At 75.9% G+C, this 26,112-nt stretch carries 22 protein-coding genes; 5 read left to right on the top strand and 17 right to left on the bottom strand.

Annotation, left to right across the window (positions count from 1 at the left end; all coding sequences use genetic code 11):
* The first annotated feature begins 32 nt into the window (after positions 1-32).
* Positions 33-1,814 carry a helicase-related protein gene (locus BM414_RS00605; protein WP_245784361.1) on the top strand — a complete coding sequence of 594 codons (1,782 nt, stop codon included), beginning with the start codon at positions 33-35 and terminating at the stop codon, positions 1,812-1,814.
* 13 nt (positions 1,815-1,827) lie between these two features.
* Here BM414_RS00605 and BM414_RS00600 read toward each other — a convergent pair whose 3' ends face one another.
* From BM414_RS00600 to BM414_RS00565, 8 genes are all read right to left on the bottom strand, one after another.
* Positions 1,828-2,580: an MIP/aquaporin family protein gene (locus tag BM414_RS00600; RefSeq protein ID WP_093577524.1), complete on the bottom strand. Its 753-nt coding sequence runs from the start codon at positions 2,578-2,580 to the stop codon at positions 1,828-1,830.
* A 93-nt stretch (positions 2,581-2,673) separates the two neighbouring features.
* Positions 2,674-3,771, bottom strand: a complete 1,098-nt coding sequence (locus tag BM414_RS00595) for an ABC transporter ATP-binding protein (protein WP_175551354.1) — start codon at positions 3,769-3,771, stop codon at positions 2,674-2,676.
* Positions 3,768-4,799, bottom strand: coding sequence for an ABC transporter ATP-binding protein (locus BM414_RS00590; RefSeq protein ID WP_217644442.1), 1,032 nt, complete (start codon positions 4,797-4,799; stop codon positions 3,768-3,770). The genes BM414_RS00595 and BM414_RS00590 overlap by 4 nt, the downstream gene beginning before the upstream one ends.
* Positions 4,796-5,734, bottom strand: a complete 939-nt coding sequence (locus BM414_RS00585; RefSeq protein WP_093577523.1) for an ABC transporter permease — start codon at positions 5,732-5,734, stop codon at positions 4,796-4,798. Before BM414_RS00585 ends, BM414_RS00590 begins: the two co-directional genes overlap by 4 nt.
* Complete coding sequence (locus BM414_RS00580; RefSeq protein ID WP_281246705.1) at positions 5,731-6,663, bottom strand: ABC transporter permease; 933 nt, start codon at positions 6,661-6,663, stop codon at positions 5,731-5,733. The genes BM414_RS00585 and BM414_RS00580 overlap by 4 nt, the downstream gene beginning before the upstream one ends.
* An 8-nt stretch (positions 6,664-6,671) precedes the next feature.
* Positions 6,672-8,201, bottom strand: coding sequence for an ABC transporter substrate-binding protein (locus tag BM414_RS00575; protein WP_093577522.1), 1,530 nt, complete (start codon positions 8,199-8,201; stop codon positions 6,672-6,674).
* Positions 8,202-8,304: 103 nt separating this feature from the next.
* Positions 8,305-10,086 (bottom strand): glycoside hydrolase family 2 TIM barrel-domain containing protein, encoded by a 1,782-nt coding sequence (locus BM414_RS00570; RefSeq protein WP_093577521.1) that lies wholly within the window; start codon positions 10,084-10,086, stop codon positions 8,305-8,307.
* A 141-nt stretch (positions 10,087-10,227) separates the two neighbouring features.
* Positions 10,228-11,304 carry an ABC transporter ATP-binding protein gene (locus tag BM414_RS00565; protein WP_093577520.1) on the bottom strand — a complete coding sequence of 359 codons (1,077 nt, stop codon included), beginning with the start codon at positions 11,302-11,304 and terminating at the stop codon, positions 10,228-10,230.
* Between the two features lie 237 nt (positions 11,305-11,541).
* On the opposite strand from BM414_RS00565, the gene BM414_RS00560 reads away from it, so the two are divergent.
* Positions 11,542-13,002 carry a glycoside hydrolase family 3 protein gene (locus tag BM414_RS00560; protein ID WP_093577519.1) on the top strand — a complete coding sequence of 487 codons (1,461 nt, stop codon included), beginning with the start codon at positions 11,542-11,544 and terminating at the stop codon, positions 13,000-13,002.
* The gene (gene nagA, locus BM414_RS00555) at positions 12,999-14,129 is read left to right on the top strand and encodes an N-acetylglucosamine-6-phosphate deacetylase (RefSeq protein WP_093577518.1); all 1,131 of its coding nucleotides are present in this window, start codon (positions 12,999-13,001) and stop codon (positions 14,127-14,129) included. The genes BM414_RS00560 and nagA overlap by 4 nt, the downstream gene beginning before the upstream one ends.
* Here nagA and nagB read toward each other — a convergent pair.
* The 8 genes from nagB to BM414_RS30470 all read right to left on the bottom strand — a co-directional run bounded on the left by nagB (position 14,126) and on the right by BM414_RS30470 (position 21,085).
* The gene (nagB, locus tag BM414_RS00550) at positions 14,126-14,908 is read right to left on the bottom strand and encodes a glucosamine-6-phosphate deaminase (RefSeq protein ID WP_093577517.1); all 783 of its coding nucleotides are present in this window, start codon (positions 14,906-14,908) and stop codon (positions 14,126-14,128) included. The genes nagA and nagB overlap by 4 nt on opposite strands.
* A 35-nt stretch (positions 14,909-14,943) precedes the next feature.
* On the bottom strand, positions 14,944-15,894 hold the full coding sequence (locus tag BM414_RS00545; protein WP_093577516.1) for an ROK family protein: 951 nt from the start codon (positions 15,892-15,894) through the stop codon (positions 14,944-14,946).
* On the bottom strand, positions 15,891-16,808 hold the full coding sequence (locus BM414_RS00540; protein WP_217644441.1) for a carbohydrate ABC transporter permease: 918 nt from the start codon (positions 16,806-16,808) through the stop codon (positions 15,891-15,893). The genes BM414_RS00545 and BM414_RS00540 overlap by 4 nt, the downstream gene beginning before the upstream one ends.
* Complete coding sequence (locus BM414_RS00535; RefSeq protein WP_093577515.1) at positions 16,805-17,791, bottom strand: carbohydrate ABC transporter permease; 987 nt, start codon at positions 17,789-17,791, stop codon at positions 16,805-16,807. Before BM414_RS00535 ends, BM414_RS00540 begins: the two co-directional genes overlap by 4 nt.
* A gap of 67 nt (positions 17,792-17,858) precedes the next feature.
* On the bottom strand, positions 17,859-19,184 hold the full coding sequence (locus tag BM414_RS00530) for an extracellular solute-binding protein (protein WP_093577514.1): 1,326 nt from the start codon (positions 19,182-19,184) through the stop codon (positions 17,859-17,861).
* A 62-nt stretch (positions 19,185-19,246) separates the two neighbouring features.
* Positions 19,247-20,425: an ROK family transcriptional regulator gene (locus BM414_RS00525; protein WP_217644440.1), complete on the bottom strand. Its 1,179-nt coding sequence runs from the start codon at positions 20,423-20,425 to the stop codon at positions 19,247-19,249.
* A gap of 91 nt (positions 20,426-20,516) precedes the next feature.
* Positions 20,517-20,786, bottom strand: coding sequence for a hotdog family protein (locus tag BM414_RS30475; protein ID WP_245784359.1), 270 nt, complete (start codon positions 20,784-20,786; stop codon positions 20,517-20,519).
* A complete protein-coding gene (locus BM414_RS30470) occupies positions 20,783-21,085 on the bottom strand; it encodes a hypothetical protein (protein WP_175551352.1) in 303 nt (100 codons plus the stop codon). The genes BM414_RS30475 and BM414_RS30470 overlap by 4 nt, the downstream gene beginning before the upstream one ends.
* A gap of 173 nt (positions 21,086-21,258) precedes the next feature.
* Between BM414_RS30470 and BM414_RS00515 the strand changes: the two genes are divergently transcribed.
* Both BM414_RS00515 and BM414_RS00510 read left to right on the top strand, forming a co-directional pair.
* Positions 21,259-21,987: a trimeric intracellular cation channel family protein gene (locus BM414_RS00515; protein ID WP_093577513.1), complete on the top strand. Its 729-nt coding sequence runs from the start codon at positions 21,259-21,261 to the stop codon at positions 21,985-21,987.
* A 43-nt stretch (positions 21,988-22,030) separates the two neighbouring features.
* Positions 22,031-23,254, top strand: a complete 1,224-nt coding sequence (locus BM414_RS00510) for a saccharopine dehydrogenase family protein (protein WP_093577512.1) — start codon at positions 22,031-22,033, stop codon at positions 23,252-23,254.
* A gap of 39 nt (positions 23,255-23,293) precedes the next feature.
* Here the strand turns inward: BM414_RS00510 and BM414_RS00505 are convergent, their stop codons facing one another.
* The gene (locus BM414_RS00505) at positions 23,294-26,032 is read right to left on the bottom strand and encodes a SpoIIE family protein phosphatase (protein WP_245784358.1); all 2,739 of its coding nucleotides are present in this window, start codon (positions 26,030-26,032) and stop codon (positions 23,294-23,296) included.
* Positions 26,033-26,112 lie beyond the last annotated feature (80 nt).

Below are 26,112 nucleotides of genomic sequence, written 5' to 3'. Positions count from 1 at the left end.
CCGCTCCCCAGCCCTCCGTCTCCCGCCGCCGCGTGCGCCCGCCCACCGGGCAGCGCGCACCGCTGCGGACGACGGCCGATCCCACCGATCCCATCGACACCGCCCGCGACGAGGCCCGCGAGGCCGCCCGGACGGCCGCCCGCGAGGAGCGCCGCGCCCAGCAGGCCTGGGTCGAGGGCGCCGCGCCGGAGCTGCCCGTCCGCACCGCGCCGCCGCAGCACGTCGTCTTCCACCTCGGCCCCACCAACTCCGGCAAGACGTATGAGTCGCTGCAGGCCCTGGCCGCCACCGGCTCCGGCGTCTACGCCGCGCCGCTGCGCCAGCTCGCGCAGGAGGCCTACCTCAAGCTGGCCGCGCAGCTGCCCCCCGGCGCCGTCGGCCTGTCCACCGGCGAGGAGGAGGTCGACCCCTTCGCACCGATCGTCTGCTGCACGGTGGAGAAGGCGCCGATGCGCGGCGAGCTGCTCGTCCTCGACGAGTCGCACTGGGTCGCCGACCCCGACCGCGGCCACCACTGGGCCAAGCTGCTGCTCACCGGCGAGTACCGCGAGATGCACGTCATCTCCGCGGCCGAGGCGCACCCGACGCTGTCCCCGCTGGTCGCCGACGCCGGGCGGGTCGACGTCGTCCACCACCGGCGGCTGTCCCGGCTCGACGTGCTGGCCGCGCCCGTCCGCGCCCGCAGCGTCCGCCCGCAGACGCTGGTCGTCGCGTTCTCCCGCAAGGCCGTCTACGCCGTCGCCGCCGAGCTCGACAGGCACCGTCCCGGGAAGGTCGGCGTCCTCTACGGCGCGCTGCCCCCGGCCACCCGGCGCGAGGTCATCGACCGGTTCTCCACCGGTGAGCTCGACGTCCTCGTCACCACCGACGTCATCGGCCACGGCATCAACGTCCCGGCCGGCACCGTGCTGTTCGCCGAGACCATGAAGTACGACGGCACCCGGATGCGGCCGCTGCGCAGCTGGGAGGCCGCCCAGATCGCCGGGCGGGCCGGCCGCTACGGCCTGACCGGGCACGGGACGGCCGGCGTCCTCGCCGGTGTCGCGGGCTTGTCGCCGTCGCTCGCGCTGGTGTCCGTCGGGGCCGAGGTGGCCCGTGGCGACCGCCCCAGCGACCTGCCCGACCGCCTGCCGCGGCTGCGCCCGGAGCTCGAGGACCTCGGCGCCGTCGAGGCGGCCGAGCTGCCCGAGGCGCTGGTGCGCTGGCAGGCGTGGGCCCGCACGGCCACCCGCGGGCAGGCGGTGACCCCGGACGACGTGGGCGAGCTGGTGCTGCGGGTCCAGGCACTGCTGCCGCTGCTGCGCGGACCGCTGGGCGCCGTCGGCGACCTGCAGACCGTCTGGCGGCTGGTCAGCCTGCCGATCGACTACGACCCGCCGCGGCGCACCCGCTGGCTGGTGCTCGCCCGCGCGGCGCTCCAGCACGCCGCAGGCCTGCCGGTCCGCCCGGAGCTGGTGCTGCCCGACGTGCCGGTCGACGGCGGCGTCGAGGACTTCGAGCAGGCGGCCGCGGCCGCGCGCGACGCCCAGGCGCTGCTGCGGCAGTTCCCCGGCGTCGCGGACCTCGACGGCGACGACGCGGCCTGGGTCGAGGAGGAGTGCGCCGAGGCGATCAGCGAGCTGCTCCCCGACGCCATCGCGCTCAGCGGGTCGGGCTCGTGCTCCTCCTGCGGCACCGCGGTCGCGCCCTGGGTCAGCACCTGCCGCCCCTGCAGCGCGCCCCGCGGCCGTGGTCCCGGCAGGGACGGCGGACGCCGGGGCGCGCGCTCGGGATCCCGGCAGGGCCGGCGCCCGACCCGCAGCGGCCGGGGCTGACCCGGGGGGCGGGTCAGGCCTCCGGGGGCTCGCCCGAGGAGAGCAGCCGGTCGTACACGAGCGCCGCGAGGACGCCGCCGACGACCGGGGCCAGGAGGTAGATCCACAGCGACGACAGCTCTCCCGCCAGCAGGTTCGGGCCGAAGGCGCGCGCCGGGTTGACCGCGCCGCCGGTCAGCGGGCCTGCGGCGAAGATGGCGGCGGCCAGCGCGAAGCCCACGGCGACCGGCGCGATCGCCGATTCGGCGCGGTCGTCGGTGGCGACGGACACCACGACCAGGACCAGGATGAACGTGACCAGCGCCTCGACGAGGAACGCCTGGCCCACCGAGACGCCCTCCTGCGGCGTGGTGGCGCCGAGCACCGCCTCGTCCCGGGCGGCCGAGCCGTAGGCCGCCCACGTCGCGGCCGCGCCGGCGATCCCGCCGAGGAGCTGGGCGACGACGTAGGCACCGGCGGCCGGCCACGGGAAGCGCCGCGTCACGGCCAGGCCCAGCGTGACCGCGGGGTTGAGGTGGCACCCCGAGACGTGGCCGAGGGCGGCGGCGAGCGCCACCAGCGTGAGCCCGAAGGCCAGCACCACACCCAGCAGCTCGTAGAGCGTCTTGCCGGTGGCGGGCCCGGCCACCACCGTGCTGGTGCCGACGAACACCAGGATCGCCGTCCCGACGAACTCGGTGAGCGCCGCGCGCCCCGCGTTCTGTCCGATCCGGCTGCCGTAGAGGCCGGTGGTCGGCGCCTCCCGGCTGGTCCTGCTCGTTGCCATGAGACGTCCCCGTTCCGGCGGCGCACCCTGCGCCGGCCACCGGGGGCCGGTGCCCTCCCCCGGCGGGGGCAAACGGCCGGTCGGGTATCGGGATCAGCCGGTCCCGCGGACCCCGCTCGCCGTCGCGCCGGGCGGGCCGCTCGCGGCGGGGGTGCTCCCGGACCCGTCGACGGGCGTCCCGACGACGCCGTGCAGGTGGCAGGCGGCGACGTGCCCGGGTGCCGACCCGACCGGCTGCAGCGCCGGGTCGACGTCGGGACACGGCTCGAAGACGTCGGGACAGCGGGTGCGGAACCGGCAGCCGCTGGGGACCCGCGACGGCGAGGGGACGTCGCCGCGCAGCACGATCCGCTGCCGGGACCGCTCGAGCTCCGGGTGCGGCAGGGGCACCGCCGACAGCAGCGCCCGCGTGTACGGCATCTGTGGCGCGGCAGCGACGGCCGCCGCGGGTCCCACCTCGACCACCCGGCCCAGGTACATGACCGCGATCCGGTCCGAGACGTGCCGCACCGCGGACAGGTCGTGGGAGATGAACAGCAGCGTGAGCCCCAGCTGCCGCTGCAGCCGGCGCAGCAGGTTGAGCACCTGGGCCTGCACGCTGACGTCGAGGGAGGCGATCGCCTCGTCGCAGACCAGGAAGTCCGGCTCGCCGGCGAGCGCGCGGGCGATGCCCACCCGCTGCCGCTGACCGCCGGAGAACTCGTGCGGGTAGCGGGCGGCGACGGCCGGGTCGAGTCCGACCAGCTCCAGCAGCTCGCGCACGCGGGCCACGCGGGCCTGCCGGCCCGGGTGCAGGCCGTGCACCTCCAGCGGCTCGGACACCGTCTGCGCCACGGTGCGCCGCGGGTCCAGCGAGGCGAAGGGGTCCTGGAACACCATCCCGGCCCGACGGCGCAGCTCCCGCAGCTGCCTGCGTCCCATGCCGGTGACGTCGAGGCCGTCGAACGTCACCGTGCCACCGGTCGGCGGGACCAGCCGGAGCAGCGCGTTGCCCAGCGTGGACTTGCCGCAGCCGGACTCACCCACCAGCCCCAGCGTCTCACCGCGGTAGACGTCGAGGTCCACGCCGTCGACGGCGCGCAGCGCACCGGTCGTGCGGCGCAGCGCCCCGCCCGAGCGGATCGGGAAGTGCACCTCCAGCCCGCGCGCGGACACCAGGACGTCCGGAGCCCCCTCCCCCGGCGCCGTCACGATGCCTCCCGCTCCGCGCACCAGGTGGCCGCCCGGTGCGGCAGCCCGGCACCGCCCCGGCCGACGACGGCCAGGGGCGGCTGCTCGGTCTCGCAGCGGGCGTCCCCGCGTACGGGGCAGCGCGGCCAGAAGACGCAACCGGCGGGCAGGTCGGTGGGCGCCGGCGGTGTCCCGGCGATGGTCGCCAGGTCCTCGTCGGGGTCGGCGGCCAGGTCGGGCAGCGCGCCGAGGAGCCCACGCGTGTAGGGGTGCACCGGCCGCTCCAGGACGTCGTCGACCGTGCCGTCCTCCACGCAGCGTCCGCCGTACATGACCAGCACCCGGTCGGCGATGCCGGCGACGACGCCGAGGTCGTGGGTGATCCAGATGACGCCGGTGCCGTGCTCGCTCTGCAGCCGCTCGACCAGGTCGAGGATCTGCGCCTGCACCGTCACGTCCAGCGCCGTCGTCGCCTCGTCGGCGATGAGCAGCGCCGGCGAGTTGGCCAGCGCCATCGCGATGACCACCCGCTGGCGCATCCCGCCCGACAGCTCGTGCGGATAGCGGCCGACCGCGCGCCCGGGGTCGGGCAGGCCCACCTCGCCGAGCAGCTCGACCGCCCGCGCCCGGGCCGCGGCCTTGGACACCGGCCCGTGCGCCCGGAGGCCCTCGGTCAGCTGCCGCCCCACGGTCAGCACCGGGTTCAGCGAGGTCATCGGGTCCTGGAACACCATCCCGGCGCCGGGGCCGCGCACCTGCCGCAGCCGCTCGGGCGCCATGGTCAGCAGGTCCTCGCCCTGCAGCAGCGCGCGGCCGGTCACCGTCGCCGTGCGGGCCGGCAGCAGGCCGAGCAGCGCGAGCACCGAGACGCTCTTGCCGCTGCCGGACTCCCCCACGACCGCGACGGTCTCGCCCGGGCCGACGGTGTAGCTGAGCCCGTTGACCACGTGCGCGGTGCCGCGCGGGGTGCGCAGGTCCACCCGCAGGTCCTCGACCTCCAGCACCGGCGCGGCCGCCGTCGCGGGCTTCTCGAACGACGGGGCGCTCACCTGCCGCTCCCGGCCATGAGCGTGCGCTGCCGCGGGTCGAGGACGTCGCGCAGCCCGTCGCCGAGCAGGTTGAAGCAGAGCACCGTGACGACGATCGCCAGGCCCGGGAAGACCGCGTACCACCAGGCCTGCTCGATGAAGCCGCGGCCGTCGGCGAGCATCAGCCCCCATGACGGGTCGGGCCGGCGCGGGCCCAGGCCGAGGAAGGACAGCGCCGCCTCGGCCAGCACCGCGAACGCCAGGCTGACCGAGGTCTGCACGATGATCGGCGGCGCGGCGTTGGGCAGCACGTGCCGGGTGATCAGCCGCCAGTCCGAGGCGCCGACCGACCGCGAGGCCCGCACGTACACCTCCTCGCGGACGCCGAGCACGCTGGCGCGGGTGACCCGGGCGAAGATCGGCACGTAGACGATGCCGATCGCGAGGATCGCGTTGGCCGGCCCGGCGCCGCGGATGGCCACGATGGCGATGGCCAGCAGCACCGCGGGGAAGGCGAACAGCACGTCCATCAGCCGCATGAGGACGTCGTCGACCCACGTGCCGTAGAAGCCGGCGAGCAGGCCGATGAGCGTGCCGACCACCAGGGCGAACGCGACGGAGAGGAAGCCGACCCGCAGCGACGTCGCCGCCCCCAGGATCACCCGGCTGAACACGTCGCGGCCGAACTCGTCGGTGCCGAACGGGTGGGCCCAGCTCGGCGGCTGGAGCTGCAGCGACGGGTCCTGCTCGTTGGGGCCGTCGGGCGCGAGCGTCTCGTCGAACACCGCGACCAGCACGATCAGGACCAGCACGACGGCGGAGACGGCCGCCGTCGGGTTGCGGGCGAGCAGCCCGAGCGTCTCCCGCCACCGCGGGCGTACCGGGGCAGCCGTCGGCAGGGGCTCGGCGGGCGGCGGTGCCGCCGGGGTCGCGCCCGGCGTCGGCAGCTGCGTCATCGGCGGGCGATCCTCGGGTCGATGCGGCTGTAGAGCAGGTCCACCAGCAGGTTGATGACGAGGAAGACCAGGGCGAACAGCAGGACGGCGCCCTGCAGCACCGGGAAGTCGCGGTCGCGCACCGCCTGGTAGGCCAGCTGCCCCAGCCCGGGCCAGGAGAAGACGATCTCCACGACGACGACGCCGGACAGCAGGTAGGCCAGCTGCACGCCGGTGACGGTGACCAGCGGCAGGAGCGCGTTGCGCAGCACGTGCCAGGTCAGCACCTGCCGGGTCGGGACGCCCTTGGCCTGCGCCGTGCGCACGTGGTCCTGGCCCAGCGCCTCGAGCATGCTCGACCGGACGAACCGGGTGATCACCGAGCCGGAGACGACGCCGGTGGCCACCGCGGGCAGGACCAGCCGCTGCAGCCACCCCAGCGGGTCCTCGGTGAGCGGGACGTAACCGCCCGAGGGCAGCCAGCCCAGCAGCCCGGCGAAGACCAGGATGAGCATGATCGACAGCCAGAAGTCGGGCACCGAGATGCCGAACTGGCTGACCACGGTGGCCACCCGGTCGATCAGCGACCGCGGGTGCAGCGCCGAGAGCATCCCCAGCGGCAGCGCGATGACCAGCGCGACGACCAGCGCGGCGAGCGCCAGCGTGAGGGTGGCCGGCAGCCGCTCGCCGATCAGCGAGGTGACGGTGTCCCCGCTGCGGAAGCTGACCCCGAGGTCGCCGGTGAGCGCCCGTCCGGCCCAGGTGAAGTACTGCTGGACCAGGGGCAGGTCCAGCCCGCTGCGCTCCCGCAGGGCGTCGTAGGTCTCCTGGGAGAACCGCGTGCCGAGGGCCAGGCGGATCGGGTCGCCCCGCACGAGGTGGATCAGGGAGAAGACCAGGACGCTCACGCCGGCCAGGACGACGACGGCCTGGCCGGCCCGCCGGAGCAGGTAACCGGTCAGGGCAGCTCCACGTTCGCGAAGTCGATCGCGGAGTCCGCCCGCACCTGGTAGCCGGTCAGCCCGGGTGCCCAGGCCTGCACCTCGTCGGGGTTGTAGAGGTACAGGTAGCTGACGTCGTCGACGATGAGCTGCGCGGCCTGGTCGTAGAGGGCCTTGCGGGCGGCCTGGTCGGGCTCGGTGGCGGCACGGGTGAGCAGGTCGTCGACCTGCGGGTTGCTGTAGCCCTGGTAGTTGCTGCCGCCGGTGGACAGGTGCTGGTTCTCGTAGAAGTCGGCCGGGTCGATGTTGCCGATCCAGCTGAGCATGAAGGCGTCGAAGTCGCCCTCGGACTGCCGGTCGAGCCAGGTGGCGAAGTCCTCCTCCTGGATCTCCACGTCGATCCCGACCGGCTCGAGCTGGCTGGCGATGACCTGCGCCGCGGCCACGGTCTCCGGGTACTCGTCGGTGACCATCAGGCCCATCGTGATCGGCGTCTGCACGCCGGCCTGCTCGAGCAGCTGGCGGGCGGCGTCCTGGTCGGGCGTGAACGGGGCGTACTCGAGGAAGAACGGGCTGCCCTCGGGGATCGCCGTCTGGTTGGGCTGCGCGGCGCCGAAGCGGGCGGCCTGGGTGACCTCGTCGCGGTCGATCGCGGTGGCGATGGCGCGGCGCACGTCGCGGTTGTCGAACGGCGGGACCGCGTAGTTCATCGACATGTAGAAGTACTCGACGCTGGTGACCGAGCCGAGCTCGACCTCCTCGTCGCCCTCGAGGTCGGCCACGTTCTGCGGCGGGACGTTGTCGGTCCACTGGATCTCGCCGTTGCGCAGCGCGGTCAGCGCCGCTGTGGGCTCGGTGATGTAGCGGAACTCGACGCCGTCGATGCTCGGCGCCCCGCCCCAGTGGTCGTCGAAGGTGGTGAGCACGGTGGCGTTGGCGTCGGAGCTCTCCAGCTGGAACGGGCCGGTGCCGTTGGCCTCGCTCTGCAGGTCCAACTCGTCGGCGGCGTTCTCGGAGACGATCGCCATGCCCTTGAACGAGCCGATCAGCTCGAGCAGGTTCGGCGTGGGCCGGGTCAGCGTGACGACGACGGTCCGCGGGTCGGGCGCGGTCACGTCGGAGACCGTGGCGAACCGGTAGGCGTTCGACAGCTCCTCGTCGATGATCCGCTTGAAGCTGTAGACGACGTCGGCGGAGTCGAACTCGCTGCCGTCGTGGAACGTGACGCCGTCGCGGAGGGTGAACGTCCAGCTCAGGCCGTCGTCGCTGGTCGTCCACGACTCGGCCAGGCTCGGCTGCATCGTGAGGTCCTCGGCGCTGGGGACGACGAGGGTGTCGTAGACGTTCTCCAGCACCTGGAAGCTCGCGTAGGCGTTGGTGACGTGCGGGTCGAACTGGTCGGGCTCGGCGCTGACCGCCGCGACGAGCACGTTGTCACCACCTCCGCCGCCGCCTCCCCCGGTGTCGACGCTCTCCCCGCCGCCACCGCAGGCGGTGACGAGCAGGGCCGCGGCCGCGGCGAGGGGCAGGAGCCGGTTCGTGCGCACGCGGACCTCCGGAGCTCGACGGCGTCTTCGGTCCCGACCCTGGCCCGGCCCGGGACCTCCCGCAGGTCGAGGCGGTGATCGTTGCGCACCCGTGATCACCCCGTCACGTCTCGCCGAGGGTGGCCCGCCGGAGCGCGTCGACGTCGCACTTGGGCACCCGGTCGGCGGTCAGCAGCCCGTTGACCTCCTGGTAGGTGTCGGTGAGCTGCGTCCAGCAGGCGCCGGCCAGCGCGCTGCTCGCGTGCACGGCCGCCCACTGCCCGCGGTAGCGCTCGAGCAGGTCCTCCGGCGAGCGCGCGTCGGCGTAGCCCCACGGCTCGGTGCGGTCGGGGTCGGACTCCCGGTCAGGCCGTGCGTCCAGCGAGATGCCGCCGAACTCCGACAGGACGACGGCGCGCCCGGCGACGCCCGCCCGGTCGAGGTCGGCGAGGTGGCCGTCCCGGCGCCGTCCGGTGGCCAGCCGCTCCAGGTCCGCGCCGGTGGCGTACCGGGTGGCCAGCACGGCCGGGTCCTGCTCGTAGTCGTGGACGCCGAGCACCTGCCCGCCGAGGGCCTCCCAGCCGTCGTTCGCCGAGACGGGGCGGGTTCCGTCGAGCGCGTCGGCGGTGGCGGCCAGCGCGGTGACCAGGCCGCGCTGGGCGCGGTCGGTGGCCGCCTCCTGCACGCCCCAGGACTCGTTGAGCGGCACCCAGGCGACCACGCTGGGGTGCCCGCGGTGGGCGGCGACGACGTCGGCCCACTCCCGCAGCAGCCGGGCGCCCGCCGTGGGGCCGGGCCGGTAGGCCGAGGGCATCTCCGCCCAGACGAGCACGCCCATGCGGTCGGCGAGGGCGAGGTAGCGCGGGTCCTCGGTCTTCTGGTGCTTGCGGACGCCGGTGAAGCCCAGCGCGCGGGTCAGCTCCAGGTCCCGGCGCAGCGCGGCGACGTCGGGCGGGGTGGCGCCGGTGGCGGGCCAGTAGCCCTGGTCGAGCACCAGGCGCAGCGGCACCGGCCGGCCGTTGACCAGCAGGTGCCCGTCGTCGACCTCGACCGAGCGCAGCGCGGTGTAGCTCGCCACCTCGTCGAGCACCTCACCGTCCTCGCGAACCAGCGCCACCTCGGCGTCGAGCAGCACCGGGTGCGGGCCCGGCTCCCAGGTCAGGTGCCAGCGGTCGTCGGTGCCGCCGTCGCCGACCTGCAGGGTCCGCTCGACCACCGCGCCGTCGACCCGGACGGAGTCGTCGGCGAGGAGCCGGTCGCCGTGCCGGAGGCGCAGGTGCAGCCGGGCGCCGGTGACCGGGACCGACAGCTCCACGCGGACGTCGACGCGCATCGTGCGGGGGTCGCCGCGCCAGACGACGTCGGTGACGTGCTCGCGCGCCACGGACTCCAGCCACGTCGTCCGCCAGATGCCGGTGGTGCGCGGGTAGAAGATCTCGTGCGGCTCGTCGCGCCAGTCCTGCTTGCCGCGCGGCGCCTCGAGGTCGCGGGGGTCGTCGTCGGCACGGACGAGGAGGTCGGCGCCGTCGCCGAGGTGGTCGGTGACGTCGACGCGGAACGGCGTGTAGCCACCCTCGTGGGAGGCGACGTGCGCGCCGCCCACCCAGACGTCGCGCACCCGGTCGACGGCGCCGAGGTGCAGCACGGTGCGGCGGTCGCCCCGCCGGCCGGGTAACGGGCGGCGGTACCAGGCGCGGTGCAGCGGGCCGGTCCAGTGCACGCCGCTGGCCGGGGTCTCCGGGGCATAGGGGACGCGGATGGTGCGGTCGAACCGCACGGCGCCGGGCCTGCCGGCGAGGTCGGGGTCCGCGGCGAACTGCCACTCGCCGTCGAGGCAACGCCAGGGCCGGCGCAGCAGCGGGCGAGGGTGGGCGGTCGGGTCCATGGCATCGGAGCGGCGGTCCACGTCCCCACCTCACCGGAACCCGGGCCGCACAGCACGGCGGCCGCCGCCCACCCCACGCCGGGACCGTCGCCGGGTGTCGACCTGCGGCTGCCTCACCGAGCCGGGGACGACCGCAGGTCGACGACCGGCGCGCGCCGCGGTTCAGGCCTCGATGCGCTCGCCGTCGCCTGCGCGGAACAGGTGGACCGAGCCCGGCCGCGGGGCGACCCGGACGACGTCGCCCTTGGCCGGCGGACGGCGGCCGTCGACGCGGGCGGTGACCACGTGGGTCCGGTCACCGAGCTCCGTGCGGCCGTAGACGTAGGCGTCGGCGCCGAGCTCCTCGACGACGTCGACCTCCAGCGGCAGCCCCGCGCCGCCGACCTCGAGGTCCTCCGGCCGCACGCCCAGCACGACCTCCGCGGCGCCGGCGCGGCCCAACGCCTCGCGGGCCAGCGGCACCACCTGCTCGCCCAGGCGCACGCCGCCGTCGGTGACCGGGAGGGTGAACAGGTTCATCGCCGGCGAGCCGATGAAGCCCGCGACGAAGAGGTTGCGCGGCCGGTCGTAGAGCTCGCGCGGGCGCCCCACCTGCATCAGCAGGCCGTCCTTGAGCACCGCGACCCGGTCGCCCATGGTCATGGCCTCGGTCTGGTCGTGGGTGACGTAGACGGTGGTCACGCCGAGCCGCCGCTGCAGCTGGGCGATCTGCGTGCGGGTCTGCACCCGCAGCTTGACGTCGAGGTTGGACAGCGGCTCGTCCATGAGGAAGGCCCGGGGCTTGCGCACGCTGGCGCGGCCCATGGCCACCCGCTGCCGCTGGCCGCCCGACAGCGCCCTGGGCTTGCGGTCGAGGTGGTCGCCGAGGTCGAGCATGCGGGCGGCCTCGGCCACCCGCTCCCGGATCTCCGCCTTGCCCACCCCGGCGACCTCGAGCGCGAAGCCCATGTTGTCGCCGACGGTCATGTGCGGGTACAGCGCGTAGTTCTGGAAGACCATCGCGATGTCGCGGTCCTTGGGCGGGGCGCCGGTGACGTCGCGGCCGCCGATGAGGATGCGCCCGTCGTCGACCCGCTCCAGGCCGGCGAGCATCCGCAGCGACGTGGACTTGCCGCAGCCGGACGGGCCGACGAGGACGAGGAACTCGCCGTCGGCGACCTCCAGGTCCAGCGCGTCGACGGCGAGGCGGTCTGCCCCGTCGTAGACGCACGTCGCGGAGTCGTAGGTGACGGTCGCCATCGCGGGTCCTCCGAGCGGTGTGGAACGGGCGGGGAGAACGGGAGCAGAGCCATTTCCCGCGCCGACCGGAGCGGCGCCCGGCGCGCTCGCGCCAGTAGTGCAGACGGCGGGTCGGGAAAAGGGCTGGCGCACCATTCTCCGGCCCGCACGGCGTCCCGTGCCGATATGCTCGCCGCGCGCCATTCCCGGACCGCTCCGCGGCCCATTCCCGGGCGCCCGAGACGAACGGCGGAGCCGATGTCGGAACTGGACGACCTGGTCGACTCCTGCCTGGTCCCCGGGTTCACCGGTCCGGAGGTCCCCGGCTGGGTCAGCGCCGCGCTCGGGCGCGGGATGGCCGGCGTGTGCGTCTACGGGCACAACCTCACCGCCGGGTCCGCGCAGCCCGCGCCGGAGCGGGTGCGGGCGATCAGCGACGCCGTGCACACCGCCTCCCCCGACGCCCTGGTGACCCTCGACGAGGAGGGCGGCGACGTCACCCGCCTCGACTACCTGGTCGGCAGCGGGTACCCGGGCAACCTCGCCCTGGGGGTCGTCGACGACGTCGAGCTCACCCGGGCGGTGGCCGCCGCCGTCGGCACCGACCTGCGCCGGGCCGGGGCCGACGTCGACCTCGCGCCGTCGGTCGACGTCAACAGCGACCCCCGCAACCCGGTGATCGGCGTGCGGTCCTTCGGCGCGGACCCGGCCCTGGTCGCCCGGCACGGCGCGGCCTTCGTGGCCGGCCTGCAGGCCGCCGGGGTGGCCGCCTGCGCCAAGCACTTCCCCGGTCACGGCGCCACCACCGTGGACTCGCACCTCGGCCTGCCGGTGGTCGACGTCGGCCCGGACACCGCCCGCACCCGCGAGCTGCCGCCCTTCGCCGCGGCCGTCGCCGCCGGAGCGGAGCTGGTGATGACCTCGCACGTCGTCTTCCCCGCCGTCGACGCCGAGCCCGCCACGCTCAGCCGGCGCTGGCTGGTCGACGTCCTGCGCGGCGAGCTGGGGTTCGGGGGCGTCGTGGTCACCGACGCCCTCGACATGGCCGGGGTGCGGGCCGCGCACGGCATCGCCGGCGCGGGCGCGCTCTCGCTGGCGGCCGGGGCGGACCTGCTGCTGGTCGGGGCCGAGGACGGCGAGGAGCACTGCGCCGCGATCCGGCAGGCCGTCGCCGCGGCCGTGCGCGAGGGCCGGCTGCCCGAGGCGCGGCTGCGCGAGGCGGCGGGGCGGGTGCGCGCGCTGCGGGAGCGGCAGGCCGCCCGGAGGGCCGGCGCGGTGCCGGAGGGCGACCCCGGGGCCGTGGCCGCCCGGCGGGCGCTGCGGCTGCGCGACGTCGCCCCGCTGGCCGCCCCGGCGGTGGTCGTGGAGCTGCGGGGCGAGGCCAACACGGCCGTCGGGGACGCCCGGTGGAGCCTGGCCGGCCCGCTGGCCGACCTCGGCCTGCTCGCCGAGGCGGTGACCGTGCGCGGGAGCGACCCGTCGCCGGCCGAGGTGGCCGCCCGCGCCGGGGAGCGGCCCCTGGTGCTCGCCGTCCGGGACGCCTACCGGCACCCCGACCAGCGCGGATGGCTGCAGGCACTGCTCGCCGCCCGGCCCGGGGCCGTCGTCGTCGCCCTCGGCATGCCCGACGACGCCGACCTGACCGCCGGCCCCGCACTGGTCACGCACGGCGCCGCCCGGGTGCTCACCCGCGCCGCCGCCGAGGCGCTGCGCGGATGAGCACGCTGCTGACCGGTGCCCGCCTGGTCGACGCCGGCGGGGCCACCGGGCCCGGCTGGGTGCTGCTCGAGGGCGACGCGATCACCGCCACCGGCACCGGCCGTCCGCCGGCCGCGGACGGGACCGTCGACCTGGCCGGCGCCGAACTCGTCCCGGGCTTCGTCGACCTGCACGCCCACGGCGGCGGCGGCGCGGCCTTCGACGACGGTCCCGGCGCGATCCGCACCGCCCTCGCCGTGCACCGCGCGGCGGGCACCACCCGCTCGGTGCTCAGCCTGGTGGCCGCCCCGCTCGCGGAGCTGGAGGCGTCGCTGGCGGGCATCGCCGAGGTGGCCGCCGGCGACCCGACCGTGCTCGGCGCCCACCTCGAGGGCCCGTTCCTGGCCCCGGCCCGCTGCGGCGCGCACGACCCTCAGCACCTGCGCGCACCCACCGCCGACGTCGTCGACCGGCTCCTGGTGGCGGCCCGCGGCAGGCTGCGCCAGGTCACCGTGGCGCCCGAGCTGCCCGGCGCCCTGGAGGCGATCCGGGACCTCACCGCCGCGGGGGTCGTCGTCGCCGTCGGCCACACCGAGGCCGACGCCGCGCTCACCGCGGCGGCCTTCGACGCCGGTGCCCGCCTGCTCACCCACGCGCTCAACGCCATGCCGGGCCTGCACCACCGCGAGCCCGGGCCGGTCGGCGCCGCGCTGGCCGACCCCCGGGTCGTCCTCGAGCTCGTCCTCGACGGCGTGCACGTGCACCCCGTCGTCGCGCGGCTGCTGCTCGCCGGCGCCCCGGGACGGGTCGCGCTGGTCACCGACGCGATGGCCGCCACCGGCGCCGGGGACGGCGACCACCGGCTCGGGAGCCTGGAGGTCCGCGTCCGCGGCGGGCGGGCGGTCGTCGCCGGCACCGACACCATCGCGGGGTCGACGCTCACCCAGGACGCCGCGCTGCGCACCGCGCTCGCCGCGGGCGTCGACCAGGTCGCCGCCGTCACCGCGCTGACCGCCACCCCCGCCCGCGCCCTCGGCCTGGCCGGCGCCTTCGGGCGACTGGCCCCCGGCTACGCCGCCGACGTCGTGGCACTCGGACCGGACCGGTCCGTCACGGCCGTCTGGGCGGCCGGCCACCGCGTGCGCTAGGGCCGCTGCCAGGCCGGCTTCCGGGCGTACACCTGCCGGTAGTGGTCCAGGAGGGTCAGCCGGGCGGCGGCCGCCTCGTCGACGACGACGGTGGCCCGCGGGTGCAGCTGCAGCGCCGAGGCCGGGCACATGCTGGTCAGCGGCCCCTCGACGGCGGCCGCGACCGCCTCGGCCTTGGCGCTCCCCTGCGCCACCAGCAGCAGGCGCCGCGCCCCGAGGATGGTGCCCAGCCCCTGGGTGAGGCAGTGCATCGGCACCTCGTCGGGCGAGTCGAAGAAGCGCGCGTTGTCCGCGCGGGTGCGCGGCGCCAGCGTCTTCAGCCGGGTGCGCGACCCGAACGACGACGTCGGCTCGTTGAACCCGATGTGCCCGTTGGCGCCGATGCCGAGCAGCTGGACGTCGACCCCGCCGGCCGCGGCGATGGCCTGCTCGTAGTCCTCCGCGGCCGCCTCGAGGTCCGCGGCACGGCCGTCGGGGACGTGCACGCGGGCCGGGTCGAGGCCGAGCCGGCCGGTGACGTCCCGCCCGATGACCGCCGCGTAGCTCTCCGGGTGACCGGCCGGCAGGCCCACGTACTCGTCGAGGGCGAAGCCGCGGACGCCGGACAGGTCCAGCTCGCCGGCCGCGACCCGGCGGGCCAGCTCGGCGTAGACGCCCACCGGGGAGGACCCGGTGGCCAGCCCGAGCACCGCGCCGGGCCGGCGCCGCACGACGCCGGCGACCACGTCGGCGGCGACCCGGGCGACGTCGTCCGGGCCGGGCAGGACGATCACCTCCACACCGTCACCTCCACACCGTCACCTCCACCCGCCACTCACAGTGCGACGGGCAGCGCGGGGACCGCCTCGCGAGCGATGAGCGCGGCCCCGACCGGGGCCACCGGCACGCCGGCCGGCACGACCGTCACCCGCGCGGCGATGCCGAGGCTGTGTAGGAACGGCGACCCGGCCGCCTGCCGCTCCAGCTGCTCGCGGACGGCGGTGACCAGCGGCTGGCCGACCTCCGCGACCCCGCCGCCGAGCACCACGTGCTCGACGTCGCAGGTCAGCACCAGCAGCCGGACGGCCGCGGCCACCGCGCCGGCGAACCGGTCCCGGACCCGCACCGCCGCGGGGTCACCGAGCGCCGCGGCGGCGAAGACCGCGGCCGCCGCCGGCACCCCGGGCGGCGTCGGCCAGGCCGCGTCCAGCGCCGAGCCGGACGCGTAGAGCTCGAGGCAGCCGCACTGCCCGCACGGGCAGCGCGGGCCGGCCGGGTCCAGCGGCACGTGCCCGATCTCCCCCGCTCCCCCGCCGTGCCCGCGCCGCAGGGCGCCACCGAGGAGCAGGCCGGCGGCCACCCCGGTGCCCAGGCCCAGCAGCGCCAGGTCGCCGTGCAGGCCGAGCACGCGGGCCGCGCCGACGGCGGCGACGTTGAGGTCGTTCTCCACCGTCACCGGGACGCCGCCGAGGCGGGCCGAGAGCAGTGGGGCCAGCGCCACGCCGCGGTCGTCGATGCCGAGGTTCACCGCGTGCGAGACCGCCCCGGTGGCGGGGTCGACCAGCCCCGGCACGCCCGCGCCGACCCCGGCGAGGTCGTCGCCGGTCAGGCCCGCGTCGGCGCACAGCCGCCCGACCACCTCGGCGGCCGCCGCGACCACCCCCTCGGTGCCCCGCCGGGTCGGTACGCGCACGCTGCCGTGCACGGTCCCGGCGTCGTCGAGGAGGACGCCGAGGACCTTCGTGCCCCCGATGTCGAGGCCGACCGACCAGCCCGGCGCGCTCACCCCTTCACCGCCCCGGCCACCAGACCGGCGCTCATCCGCTTCTGCACCATCAGGAAGAAGGCGATGACCGGCACCGCGATGAGGGTCGCGCCGGCCATCACCACGCCCCAGTCGGTGGCCCGGTTGGCCTCGACCAGGCCCTGCAGCCACAGCGGCAGGGTCCGCTCGCCGGGGTCGGTCATCACGACCAGGGCGAGGGTGTACTCGTTCCACGCCTGCAGGAACCCGTAGACGCCCGAGGCCACCAGGCCCGGCGCCAGCAGCGGGAAGGTGATGCGGAAGAAGGCGCGGGTGCGGGAGAGCCCGTCGACCATCGCGGCCTCCTCCAGTTCGATCGGGACGCCGGTCACGAAACCACGCAGCATCCAGATCGTGAAAGGCAGGATCGCCGCCACGTAGACGATGGTGAGACCGAGGACGGAATTGACCAGACCCCAGTCGTCGAGAACGGCGTACTGCGAGATGAACAATCCCTCCGCCGGGATCATCTGCACCACGAGGACGGTGACGATGAACGCCTTTCTCCCGCGGAACCAGAAACGGCTGATCGCCAGTGCCGCGACGAATGCGAACAGCACCGCGCACACCAGCGTCAGTCCGGTGACGGCCAGCGAGACCCGGAAGGAGCCGTAGAACGACCCGTCGGTCAGCACCTGCCGGAAGTTGGCGAGGGTGCCGTCGAACGGGAAGAACGTCGGCTCGGGCGTCTGCAGCCGCGCGGTGGGCAGGAAGGCGCTGCTGACCATCCAGTAGATGGGGAAGGCCCACACCAGGGCGACCACGACGGCCAGCGTGCCGAGCAGCCAGCGGACGGCCCGGGTGCGCGGCCGGACACGGCGTCGCGAGCGGCGGGCGGGCAGCGCGGGGCTCGCCGCCGTCGGCACCGCGGCGGTCGGCGGGACGGCGGCGCTCACAGGTCCTCCTCCCGCAGCATGCGGCGGATGTAGAAGCCGGTCAGGCACAGCGTGATCACGAGCATGACCGTGGCCATGGCGCCGGCCAGGGAGAACTCCCGGGACAGCGAGTAGACGTAGGTGCCGAGCAGGTGGGTCTCCCGGGTCGGGGCGCCGGCCTTCTGCAGGACGTGGATCTGGGTGAACACCCGCAGGTCCCAGATGACCTGCAGCAGCCCGGCGATCAGCAGCACCGGCTTGATCAGCGGCAGCGACAGGTGGCGGAACCGCTGCCACGCGGAGGCACCGTCGAGCTGGGCGGCCTCGACGCACTCGTCGGGCACCTGCAGCAGCGCGGCGTAGGTGATGAAGACGACGAAGGGCACGCTCATCCAGACCACGATCACCGTGGCCACCAGGTAGAACGACGCCGGCTCGATGGTCCAGGAGTGGCCGCGGAAGCCCTCGGCTCCGAGCGGGTCCGACAGCAGCCAGTTGACGACGCCGTACTGCGAGTCGAACAGCCACTGCCAGACGGTGAGCGTGGCCAGGACCGGGGTGCCCCAGGCCAGCAGCAGCCCGACCTGCAGGGTGACCCTCGCGGCCCGGCCGACCCGGGTCATCAGGACCGCCAGCGCCACCCCGATCGCCATGGTGAGCCCGGCGTTGACCAGGCAGAAGGCGATCGACCGGCCGATGACGCCCCAGACGTAGGGGTCCGACAGCAGGTCGGTGTAGTTGCGCAGCCCCACCCACTCGGCCGGCCGGCCGAACTGCTGGGCGAGGCCGTACTCCTGGAACGACAGCACGAACTGCCGCACGAGCGGGTAGCCGAGGCCGACCGCGACCGGCACGAGCGCCGGGACGAGCAGGACGTAGGGGCCCAGGCGCGCGCGCCAGGGCAGGCGCCGCCGGGGCGGGACGGGACGGGCAGGGGCGGGCTCGGCGACGAGCGGGTCCCGCGGGGGTGCCGCTGTCTCGGGCGGCAGGGGTGGCGCGGCCATCGGGAGGCTCCGGGGCGTCCGGGACCGGGGAGGGCGGCCGGGCTGGCAGCCCTCCCCGGTCGGGCGGTCAGTTGAGCGTCTCCTCCATGAGCCGGTCGGCCTCGGCCGCGGCCTGGGCGACGTCGGCACCGCTGGCGACCTGCTGGAAGAAGTCCTCCAGGATGCGGGCGCCCTCGACGTCGGCCCACCGCTCCGCGGCCGGCGTCAGCTTGGCGTTGCGGGCCGCGGCCAGGGCGGCCTGGGCGTAGGCGTCGTTCCCGAGGGCGTCGGCGTACTGGCTGTTGCCGGGGATGAGCCCGTTCTCGGCCAGCATCGTCTGGTACTCCTCGCTGAAGATGATCCGCAGCAGGTCGCGGGCCTCGTCCTGGTGCTGCGACATCGTCGGGATCGCGATGTTCGAGCCGCCGGCGAAGACCGGCGCGCTGGAGCCCGGCTCCGTGCCGGGCAGCGGGAAGACGCCGGTGATCTCCTCGTTGCACGCCTGCTGCTCCTCCAGCAGCGCCTGGGCCTCCGGCGACTCGTCGTCGGGGTCCACGCCCTTGTCGCACTCGGGCAGCGCGATGCTGGAGCGGGCCCAGGTCGGGGCGGAGAACATCGCGGCCTGGCCGTTGTTGAAGGCCACCCACGGCTCGTTCGAGTCGGCGTCGCGCGGCGCCCGCGTGGCGTTGGTGAACAGGTCCTGGACCTCGGCCAGGGCCGCCTGCGACTCCGGGCTGGACAGCGCGCCGACCCAGCGGTCGCCCTCCTGCACGGCGAGGTCGCCGCCGTTGCTGAACACCCAGGCCACGCCGTTGTACCAGTCCTGACCGGGGAACCAGAAGCCGCTGAAGTCCGGCGAGGGGTTGGCCTGCTGCAGGGCGATCGCCGCGGTGCGGAACTCCGCGAGCGTCGTCGGCACCGCCACCCCGGCCTGCTCGAAGAGGTCCTTGCGGTAGAACACCGCCCGCGCGCCGGAGTAGTACGGCACCGCGTACAGGGTGCCCTCGGCGGTGCCGGCGTCGACGAAGCCGGGCAGCAGGTCGTCCCCGCCGAGCTCGTCGTAGACGTCGGTCAGCTCGGTGAAGGCGCCGGCGTAGGTGAACGTCGGGCTCTGCGTGTTGCCGATCTCGACGAGGTCGGGCGTCTGGTCCTCGCTGGAGAGCGCGGTCTGCAGCCGCGGCACCAGGCCGCTCCAGTCCTGCTCCTCGATGACCAGCGTCATGCCCTCGTGGTCGGCCTCGAAGGTCTCCACGAGGTAGTCGCGCAGCTCCTGCGGGGTGTCGGTGCCGTTGAGCCACAGCCGGACCTCGGTGTCCGAGGAGGCCTCCGCGGTCTCGCCGCCGCCGCAGGCGGACACGGCGAGCAGTGATGCGACCGCGGCGGCGGCCAGGCCGCCGGTGCGTACTCTTCTCATGTTGGGGTTCCTCCTCGTTTGCGCGGGATGTCTCCGACGTGCACCTGGCCGGCTCGGGGTGGTCACGTCACCCCGAGCTGGCCGGAGAGCACGAGGACGGCGGCCCCCGAGAGGGCGCCGTCCTCGCCGAGCGAGGTCATCCGCAGCTGCACCGTGCCGCTGATGACCGGCATGGTCCGCTCGCGGAGGGCGGCCAGGGCCGCCTCCCGCAGGGGGCCGTCCAGGAGCTCCCGCGGGCCGCGCAGCACGACCTCCGGGAGGTTGAGCGCGCTCACCACGGGGGCGAGCACGATGCCGAGCCGCCGGCCCACCTGGGCCAGCGCCGCGGCGGCGTCGCCGGGGGCCAGGCCCTCGACGCGCCGGCGGATCGAGGGGACCGACAGCACCGTCTCCAGGCAGCCGGTGCGCCCGCAGGCGCAGGGGGCGGGCCGGCCCAGGGGCGCGCCGTCGACGTCGTCGCGCTCGTCGACGGCGGTGACGTGGCCGATCTCGCCGGCCGCGTGGGAGTCGCCGTGCACCAGGGCGCCGTCGAGGACGATCCCCGCGCCGACGCCGCCGCCGACGGTCAGCACCATGAGGCCGCCGCCGGAGGCGTCGCCGTAGGTGAACTCGCCGAGCGCTGCGGTGTTGGCGTCGTTGGCCACGTGCACCGGCAGGCCGAGCTCCGCCGACAGCGAGGCGGCCAGCGGCAGGTCGTACCAGCCGCGGTTGGGTGCCTGGACGACGCAGCCGGCGGGCGTGATGACGCCCGGCGAGCCGACGCCGACGCCGAGCACCGGCAGCGGCGAGGTGGCCACCAGGTCGCGGCACAGGTCCAGCAGCGCCGTCACCGCGACCTCGCCGGTGAGCCCCTGCACCAGCGCCGAGCGGCGCTCGAGGACGGTGCCCGACAGCTCGAGGACCGCACCGTGCATCCGCTCGTCGTCGGCGAGGTCGACCGCGACGATGGAGAAGGCGTCGGTGCGCAGGCCGACCAGCGTGGCGGGCTTGCCCACCCGCGCCTCGGCGCGCACGCCCAGCTCGGAGACCAGCCCCTCGGCCAGCAGCGAGGACACCAGGTCGGAGACGGTGACCCGGGTCAACCCGGTCGCGCGGGCGAGGTCCGCGCGCGACCGGGGACCCGAGTGGAAGAGGTGCTGCAGCACCATCGACCGGTGGTGCGCCCGGGCGTGCTCCGGGAGGACCTTGCTGGTCGGACGCAGCGGCCGACGACGCGGGACGGGCGTTGCGTCGGCGGTCACATTAGTTAGGACACCGTCCTTACATATCCCGTGTCAAGAGGATGGCGTCCCCGTGACCTGTCAGTGACCTCCTGTGGACCGCCCCGCCAGGTCAGAGGGGCGGACGGTCCCGACGACGACGTGGTCGGCGCCGCTCGTCGCCGAGCGCACCGCGAGGTCCCGGCCGCCGTCCGCCGGCGCCGTGGCGAGGACGACGGGGCAGCAGCAGCGGCTCGCGGAAGCCGACGTCGACGGTGAGTGCGTCGGGCAGCCGGCCCGACAGCGCGGCGAGCGCCCGGGCCGTGACCCACATCCCGTGCGCGATCGCCCGCCGGAAGCCGGACGCCCGCGCGGTCGGCCCGGAGAGGTGGATCGGGTTCACGTCGCCGGACACCCGCGCGTAGCGGCGGCCGGCGTCGCGGGCACCCGCCAGCGGATGGTGCCGGCCGGCAGGTCGCCGACGGGGACGTCGACGTCGGAGGCCGGCGCGCCCTCCGGCGCCCGGGCGCCCCGGGCCAGGTGGGTCGAGCGGCCGCGCCACACCTCGGCGCCGCCGGCCGACACCGACGCGCACAGGTCGACGGTCGCCCCGCGCGGGTGGGCGAACCGCTCGGCCCACACCTCGAGGTCGAGCGCGCGGCGATCCCCGAGGAGGAGGCCGGCCGGGAGGAGGCCATGCACCTCGAGGACACGGCCGCCGAGGCCGCGCGGCTCACCGCGGAGGCAGAGTCGACAGCCCCGGACGGCACCGCCACCTCGCTGGACGTCCCGCCGGGCCAGTAGCCGGAAGGACCTCGCGCGGGGGGCAGGACCGGGTGCCGCCCGGTCCGGCTCCGGCGGGATGATTGCCGGTCGTGAGCACCCTCGCCGCGGCGGCCGAGACGCTGCGGATCCCCGTCGCCGCCGACCTGGCCGCGATCGTCGTGGGGGCGCTCACCGGCGGCCTGCTCGCCGCCCGGGAGGGGTTCGCCATCTCGGGCGTGCTGCTGCTCGCCGTGAGCGGCGGACTCGGCGGCGGGCTCATCCGCGACGTGCTGCTCGCACAGGGACCGCCGGTGGCGCTGACCGACCCCGCCTACCTGCCCACCGTCGCCATCACCGCGATGGTCACCTTCTACTTCTCGGGCTGGCTGTCGCGGCTCACCGGCCTGCTCGTGGTGCTCGACGCGGTCACCCTCGGCCTGTTCACCGTGATCGGGGCGCAGAAGGCGCAGCTCGCCGGCCTGCCGAGCGCCTCGGTCGTCTTCATCGGGACGCTGACGGCGGTCGGCGGGGCGGTGATCCGCGACGTGCTGCTCGCCCAGCGCGCCGACATCGTGCAGCCGGGGCCCTACAACGCCGTCGCCGCACTGCTCGGCGCCACCGCGCTCACGGTGCTCGCCGGCCCGCTCGGCCTCGACCCGATCCCCGTGGCGCTGGTGGTGATCGTCCTGGTCGCGGCGCTGCGGGTGCTGTCGGTGTGGCGCGGGTGGGAGGCGCCGGTCGCCGTCGACCTGCCCGGCCGGGCCAGGAACCGGCTGGGCCGCGACCGGTCCGCACGGCCGGACGGGAGACGCCGGACGCTGCGCCGCCGGCTGCGCTGACACCGCCGGGCGGCCCACCCGGCCCACGGGCAGGATGACCCGCATGCCCGAGCGCGAGTACGACGTCGTCCTCTTCGGCGCCACCGGCTTCGTGGGCCGCCTGGTCGCCGCCTACCTGGCGAAGGCCGCGCCGCCGGACCTGCGGATCGCGCTGGCCGGCCGGTCGCGGGAGAGGCTGGTCGCGGTCGCCGGCGGCCTGCCCGCCTCGTCGCGGCACTGGCCGCTGCTCGAGGCCGACACCGACGACCCGGCCTCGGTGACCCGCATGGCGGAGAGCACCCGGGTGCTGGTCACCACGGTGGGGCCCTACCAGCGCTACGGCCTGCCGGTCGTGGAGGCCTGCGCCCGGGCGGGCACGCACTACGCCGACCTCACCGGCGAGGTGCTGTTCGTCCGCGAGGCCATCGACCGCTGCGACGCCGTCGCCCGCGAGACCGGCGCCCGGCTGGTGCACGCCGCCGGCTACGACTCGATCCCGTCGGACCTGTCGGTGTTCCTCCTGGCCGAGCGGGCCCGCGAGGACGGCGCCGGCGGGCTCACCGACGTCCGCCTGGTCGCCACCGCCCGCGGCGGGGTCAGCGGCGGCACGATCGACTCGATGCGCGCGCAGGTGGAGTCCATGGCCACCGACCGCACGCTGCGGAAGGTCATCGGCGACCCCTACGCCCTCTCCCCCGACCGGGCCGCCGAGCCCGCCACCCGCCAGCCCCCGGATGCCATGCCGCCCGCGCTGGCCGCCGAGGGCCGGTGGACGGCGCCGTTCGTCATGGCGCCGTTCAACACGCGCATCGTGCGGCGCAGCAACGCGCTGCAGGAGTGGGCCTACGGGCGCGGCCTGCGCTACGGCGAGTCGATGAGCACCGGCCGCGGCATCACCGGTGCGTTCACCGCCGCCGGCGTCACCACCGGCCTGGCGGCGGCGTTCGGCGCGATGGCGTTCGCGCCCACCCGCGCCCTGCTCGACCGCGTGCTGCCCGCGCCGGGCAGCGGGCCGAGCGAGTCGGCCCGCGAGAAGGGCTTCTTCCGGATGATCGTCGACGCCGACACCGAGGGCGGGCGCCGCTACCGCGCCACGGCGGCCGGGAAGGGCGACCCCGGCTACGCGGCGACGTCGGTGATGCTCGGCGAGGCCGGGCTGGCCCTGGCCCTCGACGAGGACCGGCTGCCGCAGCGGGCCGGGTCCCTGACCCCCTCGACGGCGCTGGGGAACGTGCTGGTGGAGCGGCTGCGCGCCGCCGGGCACACCTACGAGGTCGCGGCCCTCTGAGGCTGCCGTCGAGAGGTGCGGTCCGGCAGGACCGCAGTGTCAGACCACCCGGACGGCGAGCAGCGCGACGTCGTCCTCGGCGTCGGGCAGGAACATCCGCCCGAGCACGCGGTCGCACAGGCGGTCCAGCGGCAGGTCGCCGTACTCGGTCAGGGCGGCGACGAGCGCGGCGGTTCCGGCGTCGAGGTCGCGGTCCCGGCGCTCCACGAGGCCGTCGGTGTAGAGCAGCACCGTGCTGCCTCCGGGCAGCTCGCACTGGTGGTCGGTGCGTGGGCGGGCCGGGTCCACGCCGAGCAGCAGGTCCGCCGCCCCCGGGTCGAGGACCCGGACGTCGCCGCCGGGCAGGACCACCACCGGCGGCGGGTGGCCGGCGCTCGACCAGTGCAGCACCGTGCGCGTGCCGTCCTCGTCGCCCGGAGCACGCTCGAGCCGGGCGACCACCGCGGTGGCCATCGTGCCCAGCGCCAGCCCGGCCGCGGCGTGGTCGAGACCGGTCAGCACCTCGGCCGGTGAGCCGCCGCCGGCGTAGCCGATCCCCCGCAGCAGGCCGCGCAGCTGGCCCATCGCCGCGGCGGCGTGCCGGTCGTGCCCGACGACGTCGCCGATCGCCAGCACGACTGCTCCGCCCGGCCGCACGAAGGCGTCGTACCAGTCGCCGCCGATCTCCGCACCCTCCGAGGCGGGCACGTACCGCACGACGATCTCGCACCCCTCGGGCCGGGGCGGCGCGGTGAGCATGCTGTGCTGCAGGGCGTCGGCCAGGTCGCGCTGCTGCTCGTAGAGGCGGGCCGCCTGCAGCGCCAGCCCGGCCCGGCGGCCGACCTCGACCGCGGTCTCCACCTCGCCCGGCGTGTGCGGCCCGCGCTCGGCGCCGTTGGCGGTGCCCAGGGCGCCGATGACCCGTCCCGCCGCCACCAGTGGCACGATCAGCGCCGCCCGGGGCGCCAGCCGCAGCAGCGTGTCCTGGTCGGCGGGGTCGGGGAGCGAGCGGGCGATCCGCTCGGCATCGAGCTCCGGGATGACCAGCGGCCGGCCGGTGCGCGTGACCACCCGCGCGGCGTGCTCATCGCTCATCCCCCGGGTCATCGCGTGCACGTACTCGGCGACGTCGTCGCGGCGGGCCGGGTCGCGGTGCGCCCAGGCCACCTCGTGCAGCCGGCCCTGCTCCTCGGTGACGACGATCCAGCACCAGTCGGCGAGCGCCGGCACGACCAGGTCGGCCAGCCGCTCGAGCTGGTCGCCGATGTCGAGGCTGCCCGAGAGCACCCGGCCGGCGTCGGCGAGCAGCTGCAGCCGCTGGTTGGCCTCGGCCATCGCGGTGACGGCGGCGGCCCGCTCGTCCTCCGACCGCAGCCGCGAGACGCTCAGCGCGATCTGCGCGGTCAGGGCGTCGAGCAGCTCGACGTCGTCGTCGGCGAAGGCGTGGTCGGTGTCCCAGGTGACGACGAAGCTGCCCAGCAGCCGGCCCTCGACCCGGAGCGGCAGCGCGGCCATGGCGTGCAGGCCCAGCGCCGGGCCGACCTCGGCCATCTGCGGGAACCGGGCGACGGCCTCGTCGAGGTCGGCGAAGAGCAGCCGCTCGCCGTGCCGGGCGGCGTACTGGGTGGGCAGCTCGTCGTCGAGCTCGATGAGCACGTCATCGGGCAGCTCCACCTCGGCCGCCGCGGCCGCGGCCGCGACGCTGTCGGCGAGCCCCCGTGCGAGGTGCAGGCGCAGGGACCCGGCGCCGTCGAAGGCGGCCAGTGCGCTGGAGGACGCCCCGAGCACCCGGGCGCCGCGCAACGCGATCTCGGCCAGCTCGGTCGGCTCGGTGGTGTTGGCCAGCTGGGCGGCGACCTCCGCGACGGCGGCGGCCCGCTGTACGGCCGCCATCCGGCGGGCGGCCTCGGCACGGGCGTCGGTGACGTCCAGGACCGTGCCGAGCACGCGCACCCGCTCACCGCGCGAGTCGCGGACGACGCGGCCGCGGGACACCGTCCACCGGACCGTGCCGTCGGCGTGCAGGGCGCGGGCCTCGACGGCGTACTCCCCGGACCCGCGCAGCGCCTCGGCCAGGGCGGCGCGCACGGCCTCGTGGTCCTCGGCGTGGATCCGCTCGGCGAGCATGCCGTCGACGTCGGCGATCTCCAGGGGGCCCTCGAGGCCGTGCACCGCCGCGCAGCGCTCGTCCCAGTGCAGGGCGCCGGTGCGCAGGTCGTACTCCCAGATGCCCACCTCGCTGGCCTCGAGGGCGACGTCGAGCCGGGCGAGGGAGGCGCCGACCGCCGATCGGGCCGCGGCGAGCTCCAGCTCGGCCACCACCGAGTCGGCCAGGTGCTCGAGCAGCGCGACGTCGTCGTCCTGCCAGGTCCGCGGCACGCCGTCGTAGACGGCGAGGACACCCACGACCCGGCCGGAGGCGGAGACCAGGGGCGTGCCGAGGTAGGCGACGACCTCGCCGGAGGTGACGGCGGGCAGCGCGGCGAGCGTCTCGTCGGCCCGCGCGTCGGGGACGGCCAGCGCCCGGCCCTCGCTCACGATCCGCTCGGAGAAGGCACCGGTGAGGAGCGCGCGGCCGCCGACGACACCGGGCGGCAGGCCGTGCCCGCCGACGACGATGTCACGGACGGTGAACAGGGTGACCTTGGCGTGGCCGGCACCGAGCAGTCGCGCCGCGAGCCCGGACAGCCGGTCGTACGCGGCCGGACCGGGCACCTCGACGAAGAGCCGGCGGGCGGCGGCGACGCGGTGCGGGTCCTGCAGGACGTCGACTGCCGGGAACGGCTGGGGGACGCTCACGACCCTCCTCGTCCGGCGCGGCCCGGACGGCCACAGCCCACCATGCTGCCACGGGCGGCGGCGGAACGGACGGCGCCGTC

The organism is Geodermatophilus amargosae, assembly GCF_900116515.1.
In the GTDB taxonomy this organism is placed as follows: Bacteria; Actinomycetota; Actinomycetes; order Mycobacteriales; family Geodermatophilaceae; genus Geodermatophilus; species Geodermatophilus amargosae.
This window is presented reverse-complemented; position numbering and strand designations above follow the sequence as displayed.